At 42.0% G+C, this 15,618-nt stretch carries 15 protein-coding genes; 7 read left to right on the top strand and 8 right to left on the bottom strand.

Annotated elements, in window-relative coordinates:
- The first annotated feature begins 29 nt into the window (after positions 1–29).
- Complete coding sequence (locus ACXAEA_RS02005; RefSeq protein WP_475094272.1) at positions 30–1,274, top strand: diguanylate cyclase; 1,245 nt, start codon at positions 30–32, stop codon at positions 1,272–1,274.
- A gap of 64 nt (positions 1,275–1,338) precedes the next feature.
- Here the strand turns inward: ACXAEA_RS02005 and ACXAEA_RS02000 are convergent, their stop codons facing one another.
- From ACXAEA_RS02000 to ACXAEA_RS01980, 5 genes are all read right to left on the bottom strand, one after another.
- Positions 1,339–1,719 carry a peroxiredoxin family protein gene (locus tag ACXAEA_RS02000; RefSeq protein ID WP_475094271.1) on the bottom strand — a complete coding sequence of 127 codons (381 nt, stop codon included), beginning with the start codon at positions 1,717–1,719 and terminating at the stop codon, positions 1,339–1,341.
- A gap of 16 nt (positions 1,720–1,735) precedes the next feature.
- Positions 1,736–2,083: a DsrE/DsrF/DrsH-like family protein gene (locus ACXAEA_RS01995; RefSeq protein ID WP_475094270.1), complete on the bottom strand. Its 348-nt coding sequence runs from the start codon at positions 2,081–2,083 to the stop codon at positions 1,736–1,738.
- A 163-nt stretch (positions 2,084–2,246) separates the two neighbouring features.
- A complete protein-coding gene (locus ACXAEA_RS01990) occupies positions 2,247–2,744 on the bottom strand; it encodes a cupin domain-containing protein (protein WP_475094269.1) in 498 nt (165 codons plus the stop codon).
- A gap of 107 nt (positions 2,745–2,851) precedes the next feature.
- Complete coding sequence (ypfJ, locus tag ACXAEA_RS01985) at positions 2,852–3,700, bottom strand: KPN_02809 family neutral zinc metallopeptidase (protein ID WP_475094268.1); 849 nt, start codon at positions 3,698–3,700, stop codon at positions 2,852–2,854.
- Between the two features lie 435 nt (positions 3,701–4,135).
- Entirely contained in the window at positions 4,136–5,263 is a 1,128-nt protein-coding gene (locus tag ACXAEA_RS01980) for an NAD(P)/FAD-dependent oxidoreductase (RefSeq protein WP_475094267.1), read from the bottom strand.
- A 171-nt stretch (positions 5,264–5,434) separates the two neighbouring features.
- On the opposite strand from ACXAEA_RS01980, the gene ACXAEA_RS01975 reads away from it, so the two are divergent.
- From ACXAEA_RS01975 to ACXAEA_RS01960, 4 genes are all read left to right on the top strand, one after another.
- Positions 5,435–6,370 carry a YitT family protein gene (locus ACXAEA_RS01975; RefSeq protein WP_475094266.1) on the top strand — a complete coding sequence of 312 codons (936 nt, stop codon included), beginning with the start codon at positions 5,435–5,437 and terminating at the stop codon, positions 6,368–6,370.
- Positions 6,371–6,473: 103 nt separating this feature from the next.
- Positions 6,474–6,950 (top strand): hypothetical protein, encoded by a 477-nt coding sequence (locus ACXAEA_RS01970; protein WP_475094265.1) that lies wholly within the window; start codon positions 6,474–6,476, stop codon positions 6,948–6,950.
- Entirely contained in the window at positions 6,947–7,462 is a 516-nt protein-coding gene (locus tag ACXAEA_RS01965; RefSeq protein ID WP_475094264.1) for a hypothetical protein, read from the top strand. The genes ACXAEA_RS01970 and ACXAEA_RS01965 overlap by 4 nt, the downstream gene beginning before the upstream one ends.
- Before the next feature lie 216 nt (positions 7,463–7,678).
- Complete coding sequence (locus tag ACXAEA_RS01960; RefSeq protein WP_475094263.1) at positions 7,679–8,851, top strand: MFS transporter; 1,173 nt, start codon at positions 7,679–7,681, stop codon at positions 8,849–8,851.
- A 70-nt stretch (positions 8,852–8,921) separates the two neighbouring features.
- Here ACXAEA_RS01960 and ACXAEA_RS01955 read toward each other — a convergent pair whose 3' ends face one another.
- Positions 8,922–10,544 (bottom strand): ATP-binding protein, encoded by a 1,623-nt coding sequence (locus ACXAEA_RS01955; protein ID WP_475094262.1) that lies wholly within the window; start codon positions 10,542–10,544, stop codon positions 8,922–8,924.
- A gap of 177 nt (positions 10,545–10,721) precedes the next feature.
- Between ACXAEA_RS01955 and pepF the strand changes: the two genes are divergently transcribed.
- On the top strand, positions 10,722–12,539 hold the full coding sequence (gene pepF, locus ACXAEA_RS01950) for an oligoendopeptidase F (protein ID WP_475094261.1): 1,818 nt from the start codon (positions 10,722–10,724) through the stop codon (positions 12,537–12,539).
- A 44-nt stretch (positions 12,540–12,583) separates the two neighbouring features.
- Here the strand turns inward: pepF and ACXAEA_RS01945 are convergent, their stop codons facing one another.
- Together ACXAEA_RS01945 and ACXAEA_RS01940 are read right to left on the bottom strand one after the other, a co-directional pair.
- Complete coding sequence (locus ACXAEA_RS01945) at positions 12,584–13,177, bottom strand: hypothetical protein (RefSeq protein ID WP_475094260.1); 594 nt, start codon at positions 13,175–13,177, stop codon at positions 12,584–12,586.
- A 14-nt stretch (positions 13,178–13,191) separates the two neighbouring features.
- On the bottom strand, positions 13,192–14,364 hold the full coding sequence (locus tag ACXAEA_RS01940; protein ID WP_475094259.1) for an Alp7A family actin-like protein: 1,173 nt from the start codon (positions 14,362–14,364) through the stop codon (positions 13,192–13,194).
- A 464-nt stretch (positions 14,365–14,828) separates the two neighbouring features.
- Here ACXAEA_RS01940 and ACXAEA_RS01935 point away from each other — a divergent pair, with 464 nt between their 5' ends.
- Complete coding sequence (locus ACXAEA_RS01935) at positions 14,829–15,614, top strand: metal-dependent hydrolase (RefSeq protein WP_475094258.1); 786 nt, start codon at positions 14,829–14,831, stop codon at positions 15,612–15,614.
- The last annotated feature ends 4 nt before the right edge of the window (positions 15,615–15,618 follow it).

Here is a 15,618-nt window from a genome sequence, read left to right as displayed (position 1 = left end):
TAGAGTTTGGGAAAGGGGAATTTATGCCTATGCTGAAAGCTAGGTTATACGATTTTACACTGTTTTTCACTTCAGTTGCCGTGGCTTTTGGATTAGGTACCTTTACTATAGATAAAAACATATTTTTCATAGCCTTATTTATCTATTGGTTATTTTCATCCTTATACAACCATTTAAGGATCACCGCAAAAAATGGAACGCTGAAATTCGATTATGGTATTAGTTACAGTCTGTCATTCGGGATTTTCGCAGGTCCACTAGGATTAATTATTTTTGAAGCCATCTATCGCTTTACGGTCTATTTATCAAGAAAAAGCTATAAAACAGCAGATGAAAACGAGTTTTGGGATACTTTTTACAATATAGGCGCACATGTACTGATTTACTCTATTGGATATTATTTATTCCAACTTGGGTTTCCTTTATTTGATAAATTCCCTTTTGGTTTTTGGATATTGATGTGCATATTGACAGTAACCACTACCTTGATATCGTATACATTCCTATCAACTGCCTTTTATATTATGGGGGAAATTAAAAGCCTAAAGGAGGCTATCCAATTTTTCCGGGAAAGCAACAACTGGCTCGACCTGGGAAAAACAGCGTTTACGAACGGCCTGCTGTTGCTTTTGCTAGAGGAACAACGGTGGGAAATGATAGTGGGCTTATTCATCCTTAATTACCTTGTCAGCCGTTCCTTCCAATCAAAATCACAAAGCATCCAGAATAAAATCGAGCGAGACAAGTTTGAGCAGATGGCCTACACTGATTTTCTGACCGGGATTCCAAACCGCGCCTTCATGGACAAAATCATGTCTGAGCTGAACCAGACAGGAGAAAGGCTCGGCATCATTGTTGCGGATATCGATAAGTTCAAACAAATCAATGATACCTATAACCATGCAGTTGGAGACCGTGTGATCAAGCATTTCGCCAGCACGCTGAAAAGCCACTTGTCAGAGAATGATTATGTGTTCCGAAGCGGTGGGGAGGAATTCACAATGATCCTCAGAAATAAGTCCTTCCGGCAAACAATTGATCTTGCCGAAAAGATTCGCCATGGGATTGAGACAAGCTCTGTGGAGGTGGATTATCAATCCGCTGTTCACGCGATTTCAATAACATCCTCCTTTGGTTTGTATTACTTTAAAGTCAATCAATTCACTTCAATGGAAAAAGGCTATTTATACGCTGACCAGCTCCTGCTTCAATCAAAAGACCTTGGCAAAAATAAAGTCACCTTCAAGGACGACCTTTCACGCCAGACAGGATAAACTAATGAAAAAGACAGAGACCCGATTCTCTGTCTTTTTCTATTTACCCTTTAAGGCTAATCTATTAAAAATGCATAAACAAATCAGCTGAGGCTGCTTCGTTCAAGACCCATTTGATTGGCACCTGTTCTGCTGGATGAATGAAATCGAAATGATCCTTCACATCCAAATCTACTACATAGAGCTGGACGCCCATTTCTACCGCGATTCCTAGTAAATCATGGACGGAAGACACACCAAAATCATGAATCGCATTGGATAGGTACTCAAGGTCTTCCGATGGGACGGATACATATTTTTTATCAAGGATATGGACTCCTCTGCGTGAGAAGGCCAGGATTACATCTGCCCCTGATGATGCTGCCCCAACTGCCACGTTCAATGGCGGGTAAGCAGATTCCATCTCATCATGGAGAGCCATTACCACGACTTTTTTCTTTTCCATTAGCATGCCACCTCCATCAATAACTCAGTACTGCATCTGCTTCATAAGCTGTCTCCAAAAACGTTGCGACACCAGACAACTGTGCACCTTCAATGAGTTCAAGACCATCGGCGATCAGCACATTCATCTGGCAGCAAAAAAAACGAATCCCCTTATCCAAAGCTTGCTGCATCATTTTTTGCAAATCGATATTATGGGTTCGCTCCATGATCTTTATAAACCGTTTATCAAGAACTCGAGCACCATCCAAATCAAAGAAAATAGCTACTTCGTTTTCCTGCTCAATATTCATCATCGCTTGTTTTAAAACATATGGGACATTTGAACTCAATGAAACGAAATAAACAAATTTCTTATTCGCCAATGGATACCCCTTCTTTCATTCCGTTAGACGTGGTACAGCAAATTATTATGCCCAATGAATCAAGCTTCTTTACTACTACATATATTATATACCCTTATAGGTATATTTAAAACTAAAAAATAGGCGGTAACTGTAGGAAGTTACCGCCCGTCTTATTATTAAATCATTTCACCCATTTTTCAATAAGTGGTCCTGTCTCCCCGTAAACAGGGTCAGTCTTCGGAACCGCCACATTTTTGATTTGCGACAAGGCCTGTGCCCGGACACCGGGATCCTTTTCTTTCAAATCAGGTTTGCTGCCTTCAGGATAGGCACCTACCACCGCAAAATCCTCGCTGCTGTCCAGTTTCTTATGGCCTGTTCCTGCCGGAAGGACAACAACATCACCTGTTTTTAGCTCAAGTCGTTCCCCGGCATCACCACCGACAAGCACTGTCGCATGTCCTGATTTTACGCCCAACACTTCATGTGTGTTCGTATGGTAATGATGATAATCATACACATCGCCAGTCCATGTGCCTGTCCAGTTATGCTGCTGGAATTGTGCCTCAATATTTAATTGATCAGCAAAAACTCCTTGATAAACAATGACCGGGAAATCTGGATTATTCGGAATGTCTCCTGTATCTTTTACAAAAAAAGATCGAATTTGTGTTTCCATCGTGGTATCTGCTCCTTTCTAAAGTGAGTAATGAACTCTAAAAGTTGCTGCCACCCACAATTGATCACATGATGGCATGGACCAAAAAGGACCATTCTTAACTGTACCTAAAATTCTCTTGTTTTAAACGTATCTCCCTGTTCAAGGTTGCCTGCCTTGAAGCCTTTGTAAAACCAGTCTTTTCGCTGCTCAGACGTTCCATGCGTGAAGCTTTCCGGAACCACATAACCTTGTGACCGCTTTTGGATCGTGTCATCCCCGACTGCACTAGCCGCATTCAGCGCTTCTTCCAGGTCACCTTCTTCAACAACGCCCATTCCCTGGGCGTGGTGGGCCCATACACCTGCTAAATAATCGGCCTGCAGCTCAAAGCTCACTTGATACTTGTTAAACTCTGTCTGATCCAGACGACCGCGGAGAGAATTCAGTTTATCAGTCGTACCTAATAAAGTCTGGACGTGGTGGCCAACTTCATGGGCAACAACATAGGCCATCGCAAAATCCCCAGGAGCCTGGAACTTTCTTTGAAGCTCATCATAAAAACTCAAATCAATGTATAACTTCTGATCGCCTGGACAGTAGAACGGCCCTACCGCTGCCCCAGCAACACCACAGGCAGACTGCACGCTGCCAGAATATAATACAAGTGTTGGCTCTTTATAAACCATTCCTTCTTCTTCAAACACTTTTGTCCAAACTTCCTCTGTATCAGCAAGGACAACCGAAACAAATTGAGCGAGTTCTTCTTCCTGGGCGGTTTCCTGATATGGAGCAGGAGACTGATTCCCACCGTTTGTCATATTATTAAGAACATCCCCCATATCGCCTCCGCCAAGGAATGTCATAACAACCAACAGGATGATCCCGCCGATGCCTCCGCCCATAAGCATTCCTCCGCCGCCCATCCCTCTTCTATCTTCTACATTGCCGCTAGCTCTTCTGCCTTTCCACTGCATGATGGTTCCTCCCTGCCTTATAATAAGCAACTTAATAATCAATTTTGAATATATCTTTAGTGTTATACCCGCTATTGATCGATTTATTTGCCTTTCTATGAATATTTTTTGGCAAGATGGAGGAAAGGTGAGTTATTGCGATAGATTTCCCTGTCCAGATTCATTTACAGAGTTTTCATTTCGTCACTATTGGAGACTGAATCCTCTCTCCTTTTACCGTTATTCACTTTCTCCGTCCTTTTCGGGCAATGCAGGTACTTTCCTTTTACCGTTTTTCTCTTCTTCCACCTTTTTCGGGCAATGCAGATACATTCCTTATACCGTTTTTCATTTCTTCCACCCTTTTCCGGCAATGCTTATATCATAATTAACTCAATCAACAGAAAAAAACAGGAGAACCCAAATTTGGATTCTCCTGCTCTATCTTTTCATTGCCTAGGAAATATCAGTTTTTATTGCGCCGTTAACATCATACATTGTAAGGTCGATTTCGACTTCCTCACCGGATGCGAGCTTTGCGAGCTGGGCACCTAGGTATGGTCCAACAGTCAGCCCTGATGCTCCGAGTCCGTTTGCCAGGAATAGTTGATCGTGTCCTGGTACAGACCCTATGATCGGGAGGAAATTTGGAGCGACAGGGCGGAATCCGACTTTTGTTTCCACATAGGTTCCAGCCGCCAAACCAGGTGCCACCGCAAGCCCTTTGTCAATCACTTCGTGCATTCCTCCAAGGGTCACACGGCGGTCAAATTGCATTTGGTCCTCATGCGTGGCCCCGATCACCACTCTGCCACCCTCAAACGCCAATATATACTGATTATTTGGCGGCATTACAACCGGCCAATTGGCTGTTTCTGTTTTTTCCAGCTGAAGATGGATGATTTGTGCCTTTTGCGGAGAGATCATCAGCCTCATTCCTAGCGGCTTGAATAATTCAGGCGCCCATGCACCTGCTGTGACAATCACACGATCCGCTTCGAATCTTGTTTCTCCAACAATGGCCCCTGAAACCTTTCCATCGGTATAGTCCAGCCGGGCATCTCCTATTACCATGCTGGCTCCGTGTTTTTTGGCTGCATTTAATAGTGCAAGCCGCAGCAACCGTCCATTTACCCGCGCTGCACCACTTATATAGACCGAAGAGAATTCCTCTGACAACGGCGGGAACAGCTCTCCTGTATCATTTTGAGTCAATTGCTTAATCTCCCCAATCTCAGGAGCATCTTCTCTCCGCACCATCGCCCTTTCTTCCATTTTCATGAGTTTTTCCGTGTCTGTATGAAGGCTGACAGCTCCAACTTGTTGATAGCCTGTTTCCGTTTCTCCATCCTCTTTAAGTCGTTTGATTAGCTCTGCATAATATGCCGCACCATTTTTGGCGAGGAAATACCAGGCTTTGTTCCTCCTCTGGCTCAGCCATGGACAAATAATCCCTGCTGCAGCCTCCGTTGCCTGCCCTGGTTCCTCACGGTCAATGATCGTAACGCTCTTCCCTGCCTTCGACAATTGATAGGCGGTGGAAGCTCCTAAGATTCCTGCACCGATAACTACGAATCTTTCCATAATGACTCCTTATTTCATATTGACTTGTGTCCATTCTACAGGAGAGAGGATGCATACTTCAATTGGATGTGTTTTTGCATGCATGTCAGGTAAAATTTTTTATCTTGTATTAATCGGGGAGAAGCTCTCATAAAATTAAACACTTGTCCAATGAGAAAAGGAAGCGATGAAATGGTTACTTTGGTGCAAAATAAAAAACTTTACGGAATAGCCAATTATCTGTTTCTCTACATAAATGTATTTGTGGCATTTACTTTGATTTATCTTTTGTTGGATATTTTCCAATTAGGAACCTTACTCGAACCATTCGTAATGAGGGAAAAACAACATCTGCTGTCAGGAAAATTAGCTAATGCCCTCCACTTGAGTGCTGCTGCACTGCTATTCGAGGGCTATGGCGACATTATCCCGGTTGGCTGGTCTCGGGTGGTCGCTTCCATTCAGGATACCATTGGCTTTTTGCTGCCAGCCTTCATAATGATCAAGTTCATTCCCTCAGAAAATGATACCCGTTCGATAAAAAGGCCCTTACGAATCAGGCTGGTATTTAAAACTTTTTTTGTGATTGCAGGCGCTCTTTTTGTTTCCTTCGGTCTGGAAACTTTCCTGGTTCCAAATCACATCATCAATGGCGGGATTGTAGGAATCGCCATCATCATGTCCTATCTGACTGGCCTGAAGCTTGAATTATACTTGTTGCTGTTGAATCTTCCTTTCCTCTATCTGGGTTATTTGAAAATAGGGAAAAGATTCGTGGTGACCTCCTTGTTTGGGATTACTGTACTCTCACTGGGAACATTGATCCTCTATAACGTTCCAGTCCCCACGGACAATCCATTCCTTGCTTCCATTTTTGGCGGGGCATGTTTGGGGATTGGTGTAGGACTCGTCATCAGGTATGGAGGGTCACTCGATGGTACCGAAATTTTAGGCATCCTGTTAACCCGTAAAACTTCCTTTTCTGTAGGAAAAATCATTATGTTCTTGAATACTTTTGTTTTTATGAGTGCCGGCTTTATTTTTGGCTGGGATAAAGCATTGCTGTCATTGGCAACCTACTATATTGCAGCCATCATGATAGATTATACGATTAAAGGGTTTAGATGACATTCGGATCAATAACGTCCAATATTCCATGAGATCTTTTTTGCATAGGAGTGAATCCGAGAGTAAAAACTAATGGGAAATTGCAGATGCTTTCGAGGAAATTATGATAACCTTATCACTTTTTATATCCATAACATTGATTCTCATCATGTTCTATCTTCTTAAGAGGAAAAAGAACAACTTATTGCTGCTCATTTTTGTATTTATGGGAATTGAATATCTTTTTACCAGCTTTATTTCGGTAATTGCAGATAATATGAATTATTTGCTGGTTTCAAAGAATCCATCTCATTTTGTCATGTTCAGAGTAGCTGAAGTAATAATCTTTCCTTTGCTGCTTCTTTGGCATCTTGAAATTCAGAAAAATGTCAGTGCCTTTTCCAAAAGGGTACTGTATTTTACAACATGGATCATCCTGTTGGCTGGTATCGAGTTCTCCCTTACTCTCATGAGTATTATGAAATATGAAAATCGGAAACTTTGGGCTTCCCTTTTAACCTGGTTCTCATTTTTGCTGATAACCGCCTTTTTGGGTAAAACTTTTGGCAGCATACTAAAAAGGGAAGGAATCAAACCATGACAATCTTGCCATTTCCACAGGATTTTAATCAAAATGAATGGTTTATTATCCTATCCACAATTGTGCTTGCAATTCTTCTATACAAATTGCCAAAACGCTTCCCCGCGTCGATTACGGTTCTGCTGCTTTTGTTCACTGTTGCTGTTGCGCGAGTCACAGACCATCTTTTGGCCGGTCCGCATAAAGATTATTACGACATAATGGACACTGGTAAATATGAACTTTTCGATTTATTTTCCTATATCCCTTATGCTCCATTTGGTTATGTGTTCATTTATTTCTACGATATGCTCCAATTAAAAGGAATGAAGCTGCTGATTTATATTGTCCTGCTTTCTATTGGAAGTGTCGTATTTGAATATATCACCACTACTCCATTCATCCAATTTCTTGAGTACAAAGATTGGAATCCGTTTATTTCTTGGCCTGTATATTTAATTGTTCAGCCCTGCACTATTTTATTCTTTAATCTGATCAAATCAATCCACAAGAAATCTATTTTCGAATCATAAATGAGCTGCATATGTTGATTGTTTTGTAGTCTTGAATAGCTGGACTGGCCCCCCTCCAATTTCCGGCATTCTCTCAGATCGATTTTCTTGTAACAAAACGAAGGATTCTATGTATACCTCCGGGGTTTCTGCTATAATTTTAATAATTGCTTTAAAAGTAAATCAGTTCAGCTTACATAGAGTATGAATGCAATGATAATGGAGTGGAAAAATTTAATGGACACAAAAAAGGCTCTGCCTATTTTATTTTTAGTTATGTTTCTTGTAATGGTCGGCTTTGGGATCATCATACCGGTCATTCCTTTTTATGCGGAAGAAATAGGGGCGACGCCAACTCAGTTGGGACTGCTGATGGCAGTCTACTCCTTGATGCAGCTTTTATTTGCACCGATGTGGGGCAGGATTTCCGACAGGATTGGTAGGAAGCCTGTCATCATGATTGGGATCCTGGGACTCTCCCTCTCGTTTTTCCTAATGGCGATTTCTTCTGAGCTCTGGATGCTGTTTGCAGCAAGAATCATCGGCGGGCTGTTGTCATCGGCGAATATGCCGACTGTCATGGCTTATGTAGCGGATATTACGTCTGAAGAAGACCGTGGAAAAGGGATGGGAATCGTCGGGGCTGCTGTTGGCCTGGGTTTCATTTTCGGCCCGGCGATCGGCGGAGTTTTCTCACAATCAAGCTTGAATATGCCATTTTATCTTGCAGGTGCCACTTCACTGATTACGTTTTTGTTCGTCACTTTTGTTCTGAAGGAATCACTGTCAGTTGAGCAGCGCAATAGCCAGGCGAAGAAAAAAGACTCTCTGCTGAAGGCCTTCAACGGTCCTTTATCTGTTTTGTTCGTGCTGCAGCTGTTCGTTTCTCTGTCACTATCAGGACTTGAAGCAACCTTTGCTTATTTTGCAGCTGAGAAAGCTGGCCTGGGTTCCGTGGAATTAGGCTATATATTCATGATCATGGGTCTTGCAGGTGCCATCGTCCAGGGTGGACTCGTTGGCAGGATGACGAAAAAGCTTGGCGAAGGAGCGGTTATCCAGTTGGGAATCTTCATTTCAGCCATCGGCTTTGGCCTGATCCTCCTGACTGAAGGATTTGGAACTGCCGCGCTATTCCTGACCATTTTTGGAATAGGCAACGGATTGATCCGTCCCAGTGTGTCCTCTTTATTGACGAAGAAGTCGACTGCCGGGCACGGAAGCACGACCGGCCTGCTTTCCTCCTTTGATTCACTCGGCAGGATCATCGGCCCCCCGTTAGGAGGATGGCTGTTCACGATTGCGATTGGAATGCCTTATATTTCAGGAATCGTTTTATCAGCGATCGCACTGGTACTGTATCAGTTCTATCAAGCCAGGGCGAAAACTTTCTATACGTTTAACCAATAACGAAGAAGGAGGACGGCCATTTATGCCGTCCTCCTTCTTCATTATCATGCTGATTCCTGATATCAATTTATCACCTGGCTAAAGGCAGTCTTATTTCAATTAATGTCCCCTCATTCAGCTTGCTGGTATAAGAAATGGAACCTTGATGCTGTTTAATGATTTTATGGCAGATCATTAATCCCAGCCCTGTCCCTTTTTCTTTCAACGTGTAAAATGGCTCTCCTAAACGAGGAAGCAGTTCTTCCGGAATCCCGCAGCCTTCATCCTGCACAGAAATAACACACTCACCTTCTTTGCCATTACGGATGCTTATAGCGATCTTACCGCCATTCGGCATAGCTTCCATTGCATTCTTGAATATATTAAGGAATACCTGTTTTATTTGATTCTTTTCGCATGTAATGATCAAGTCCGGCTCCTCATAAATGCGACTGAACTGAATATTCTTCATATGGGCCTGTGGAGAAAGCAGCTCGACTGTATTATTCAGCAAGTCACACAAGTTTGCCCGGTTAAGCTGGATGGCTTGAGGCTTGCCTAATGAAAGCATCTCACTGGTAATGGTTTCGATTCGTTCGAGTTCGCTCAGGAGCAAATCATTGAATTCATTTGAACCATTGTCTTTTCCATACAATTGTACAAATCCCTTGATGGTCGTTAGTGGATTTCTTATTTCATGAGCAACACCTGCTGCAAGCTCCCCAACAATGGACAGCTTCTCTGATTGCAAAAGAATTTCCTCTGCTTTTTTCCGCTCAGAAATATCTCTGCTTACGATTACGATATGCTCGATCAATTGACCCTCGCCCTTGACAGGCATGCAGCGCGACTCAAAATCAAGCCAATTCCCGTTTTTATGCTGAATACGGAACTCAACTGACTTAGATTCGTTTTTCTCAAATATACCGTTCATTAATTCGCGGAAAGTTTTAACGTCATTTGGGTGCATTAAGCTGAAGAGCACCATACTTCTCAGCTCTGGAACCTTGTAGCCCAATGCCTCTTCGTGAGATGGTGAAAAGTAGCTTATTGAATGCTCTTTATCCATCACCATGATGAGATCGGACGTATTCTCAGCAATCAGGCGGTATTTTGACTCACTTTCCTCCAGTGATTTTTCCATTCTTTTTCTTTCGGTAATGACTCTATGTAACTTTTCATATGACTCGATTAATATTCCGCCAATAAGGACGCCACTAGAAACAAATGTTAAATACTGCAGATGAAAATAAGGATTATCTCTAATTACGTTTAGGAGAATCGGGACAGTAACAATATAAGTCAGAATATAGGAGCCCAATAGGACCAAATATCTTCTAACTGGTCTTAGTTGCTGAGTATATTTATGGACCATTGTAAATACAACCATCATCACAATCCAGCCAATTATAGCCGGAAACCAGTTATCACCGACCATCAATCTGGAGATGAGTGCAATACTGCCTGTAATTACCCCTGCACCAGGTCCAAGATAAGCAAACACCAATAGAATGACTGCATAACGAATATCGTATGAATAGCCTTGATCCTGAAAAGATAGGCTGACTAGAATCGAGGAAACGATCCCCGCATATACTCCTGCCCAAATCTTTAGCTGCTTAAGAGGTTTATGATTAAAAAATGAACGGATGACCAATGGAGTACTGACCATCAAAGAAAGCATTGATAGATTAATTATGTAGTCTAGAATCAATTGACTCCCACCCAAACCCTATATAATATGGCTCATTTCATACTAATCATAAACCAGGAATTTTGTGTTTACTATAATTTTTTATTAATATTCTAATATTTCTGTATTTTTTAAAAATTTATTTCAACTTATTTCGCATTTCGTAGTAATATTAAGTAAAAGAAGGAGGAGATCATATTGAACAAAACAGTTGAAAAACGTCTTGTACGCTCGGAAGTTCCTGTTGAATTAACCTGGGATCTCGATGACTTGTTTATATCAGATAAAGAATGGGAGGATGCGCTCACTTCTATTGAGAATGACATCATAAAATTCACAGCTTTCAAAGGAACTTTACATACAGGGGCAAAAGTGTTGCTGGAATGCCTTACAGCCCAGGAGGAATTGTCCCAACGCCTTGTCAAGGTTCGTACATACGCCAGCCTGAAGCAATCTGCAGATGGCATAGACCCGGTCAACCAGGCTAATTCAGCTAAACTTTCAGCCGTCAGTACAAAAGCGTTTGCTGCGTTATCCTTCATTTCATCCGAAATTCTTGCATTCGAAGAAGGAACATTGGCAAGGTTCATTCAGGAAGAACCCGAACTGGAACCTTTCAAGAAAAACTTATTTGAGCTTTTAGAAACAAAAAAGCATAAATTATCACCGGAAACCGAGGAAGTGCTGGCATCCCTTGGTGAAGTCCACTCAGCACCTTATACGATCTATGGAATGGCTAAGCTTGCTGATATGCAATTCGCTCCAATTCTTGATAGTGATGAAAACGAATTACCTGTTTCGTTTGCCTTATTCGAAAGCCGCTATGAATTTTCGCCGGATACACATGTACGAAGAAAAGCATATGATTCATTTGTATCCACACTTAAACAATATAAAAACACGATTGCTGCAACCTATGCCACCGAGGTAAAAAAACAGGTGACCATGGCGAAGCTGCGAAATTACGAGTCTGTCACTCATATGCTGCTTGAACCGCAGCAGGTTACATTAGAGATGTACAATAACCAAATCGATATCATCTATAAGGAGCTGGCTCCGCATATGCGGCGCTTCGCCCAGTTGAAGAAGCAGGTATTAGGCCTGGACAAAATGATGTTTTGTGACCTGAAGGCTCCTTTTGACCCGGATTTCGACCCGAAGATTACCTTTGAAGAGGCGAGCAAGCTGATTACAGAATCCTTGAAGGTTATGGGTCCAGAGTATACCGCTATGATTGAAAAAGGATTCGAAGAAAGATGGGTCGATCTTGCTGATAATGTCGGCAAATCAACTGGAGCGTTCTGTTCAAGTCCATATGGCTCCCACCCTTACATCCTGATTACATGGGCTGACAATATGCGCGGCTGCTTTACGCTAGCACATGAATTTGGGCACGCAGGCCATTTTTATTTGGCGAACCAGAACCAGCGGATCATGAACGTCCGCCCTTCCATGTATTTTATCGAGGCACCATCTACGATGAATGAAATGCTCCTTGCACAGCACCTTCTCAAGGAGAATAAAGACGATCAGCAAATGCGGCGCTGGGTCATCCTCCAGCTGCTTGGAACATATTATCATAACTTTGTCACTCATTTGCTTGAAGCAGAGTACCAGCGCCGAGTATATGCCCATGCTGAGGCCGGCAAAGCCCTTACGGCAAAAACCTTAACCGAGATTAAAACGGACGTCCTGACAGGATTCTGGGGCGATACAGTGGAAATCGATGAAGGAGCTGGCCTGACCTGGATGCGTCAGCCTCACTACTATATGGGCTTGTATCCATATACGTATTCAGCAGGCTTAACAGCATCGACTGCGGTGGCGCAAACAATCGAGGAAGAAGGCCAGCCGGCTGTCGACCGCTGGCTTGAGGTGCTCCGCGCTGGCGGCACCATGACGCCTCTCGATTTACTCAAGCACGCAGGCCTCGACATGTCGACACCTGAACCAGTCCGCAAAGCGGTTGCGTATGTTGGTTCACTGATTGATGAATTAGAGTCTTCTTATAATTAACAGTGAAAAACCCATGGGAAACTGAGTTCCCATGGGTTCATTTTTTACTTGTTCATTTTTGCAAGGAAATCTCCGAGAAGATCATCCAAATCCTCTTCCTTCTCTTCAACTTCTTCATGATCTTGGTTTTCAGTTTGCTTGATTGATTCCCATACAAACGAATCGAGGTCATCGTCCACTGTATCCAATTCAGCAGCAGAAGCTGTTTCTTCGGCTACTGGCGACTCCTCAATTGCTGCCATATGCGGATATTCCATTTCTTCCTGAAGGTACAGTGCCTCATCGATTTCGATGGACTTACTGTTCAGTGAAGCTAGCAGCGAGGTTGCCCGTACAGGATCCGTCAGCAAATGGTAAACAATATTCCCAAGCAAAGCCTCCGAATGCTCATGTTTTAGCCAAGCCCGTTGTGATTTACTTAGATTTCGAGGAAGGGGAATCGTAATCGTTTCCCGTTCCCTGGAGTAGGAATTCCCTGCACCCTGCATAACGAATTCAGCAATCCTGCTAGAAAAATTTCTTCTCTCAGTTTCTTTCAATTTTTGCAGTTGCTTTAAAATATGGTCAGGTGTATCAGAGGGAACGCGGAAAGATATCGCTTGTCCTCTCTTAATCTCATTAGGGTTGGGTTTTTTCATAGAATCACCTTATCTTAGCTTTTAACAGGCTCAGAAGCAGCTTTGCTCTTTTCTGATTTCTTCACAAAATCCATGATGAGCTTATAGTAAGCATTCGCCATCATCCAGATGCTTTCTTTTTCATCCTCGAAGAATTCAATATTGTAGCCATCGAGGTTATTGTTCAGTGTCTTGATATATTCCTTAAGGACTGTAGCGCCGCCGCCAACGAAATAGCAGATTTCAGTCTGTGAATTCTTCGCCCATACATTGCGGAGCAGGCGATATTGCTTTTTAGCCAGCTCAAGCAGGATACGGTCCGTAATATCATGGACGCTGGTACGGCTTCCTTTTACCATGATGTGATTGCGGTCATTTTTGCGTGTGATGATTTCAACAACATCTGTGCGGCTGTCCAGTTCCACGCCATGCTTGCTGCGGATTTCTTCTCTGATTTGTTCAAGGGCTTCGGAAACACCAAGGTTAAACCCTTGTGCTTTATCATCATCGACATTTCGGTTTTTAATGACAGCGATATCTGTAGAAAGGCCGCCGATATCCTGAATAAGGATTCTTCTATCAATTAAATCTTTATTGATGATTTTTAGGTTGTTATCCATTACCAGGTTGATATAAGCTGCGAAACCTTCAGGATATACCTTCACTTCTTCGAATTTAATATTGACTTTCAGACCCTGGTACTTAGGAGTTACTAGGAATTCAACCTGGTGTACAGATCCTACCAGCTTAGAGCGGTAGCCTGCATCCTTACCTTCTTTGACTTCACGAAGCGGAAGGCCAGTACCTAGCGTGTAGTTCGCATCAATCACGTTCTTGTTCTTCGGGAAAAGCTTTGCATTCTCTTCTTTAACTGCATCTAATGCAAGAGTTGCAAACAGCATGATCAAGGTCTGGTCTTCTTCAGACTTGCTGCTCCCTGGATCCAATTCAGTCGCATTATCACTTTTAGTAGCCAGATTACCAACTCTATAGATTCCATTATTATCTTTCAGGGCAGGGGAGTGGACTCGAATATGAATACCTTCAAGAGGATCTTTCGTGTCCAGCTCCTCAATTCCGATTACAGGACGATCTTCAGTGTCCCTTGCAACAATATTAGGGATGTTCAGCTCATTATCAAATTCTCCGAAAATAGCTTTAATAGAATCGTTACCAACATCAACAGCTGCAATTCTGGATTTTGTCATTCATATCATTCCTTTTCATTAATCTAAGTAAATATGTATACTCACTTACTATTTTAAAGGTAAAGGCAATTAATAGATACTGCAATAAATTTCGGATAAAAGAAATATAATTGTAAACATGTAAACAATATGTAAACCTCTACCAATTTGTATACATAATTGTACACAAAGATTACAAAGTTGTATACATGTTGATATTATCGAATGTGTACAGTTTTGTATACATGTAAACGTAATTGTATACTTCATGTTTACAATCTGTAAACATGTATACATTTTTTGTACACATTCCTATTTTCTTCTATATTTTGGAATTTTCATTTACTAATTTTCCTCTCTGACTCCCCTCCCCTGCCGCAGGAATGAAAATAATTTCAACTGAGAAATTTAATAAGTTCTGAATTGCTGAGCTTCGAAATAAAAATCATAGAGGAATTTAATTAAAGATTCAGGGGGTTGAAATTATGAAAATCCAAAGATTGGGCCACGCAATGTATATTTATAAAAGCAATGAAGGAAGAAACTATTTAATCGACCCATTTTTTGAAATGAATCCAGGGTTCCCGACACAGCTAAGTACTGCGGATTTTTTCCAATCGGTTGACTGTGTCTTCCTTACACATGGGCATTTCGATCATACAAGCGGATTGTCAAAAATAGTCGAACATAAACCAGACATAATGATAGTGGCACAATATGAATTGGCATTAATCCTTCTCCAAAAAGGATATAAAAATGTACTGCCGATTAATATTGGTGGGAAGGTACAGTTTGAAGATGTTCAGATCACAATGGTTCAGGCTAAACATACTTCTTCTTATGGAGAAACAGATGGCCCTCCCGTATATGCAGGCGAAGCAGCAGGTTACATATTCGATTTTAAGGATGATTATACAGTCTACCACTCCGGAGATACGGCACTAATGATGGATATGAAGCTAATCCAGGAAGTTTACAAGCCCGAAATTGCTGTCTTGGCTTCATCAGGACATTTTACAATGGGTCCTGTTGAAGCTGCCTACGCTGTAAGAAATCTTTTGGATGTCAAATATGCCATTCCCAGTCATACATTCCCTACCAGCGAATCAGCAGCATCCCCTGAAACGTTACAACAATTATTGAAGGCTTTCCCGGTAGTAGAATTCATGGTCGATAAGGACAAAGAATTTGAAGAACTTTTAAAGGAATATAAGAAAACAGAGGTAGTCATTCTTGGATATGGGGAAGAAAAAGAATTTAATAAGTGTTGATTAG

Source organism: Mesobacillus sp. ABV4_180 (assembly GCF_056158485.1).
This window is presented reverse-complemented; position numbering and strand designations above follow the sequence as displayed.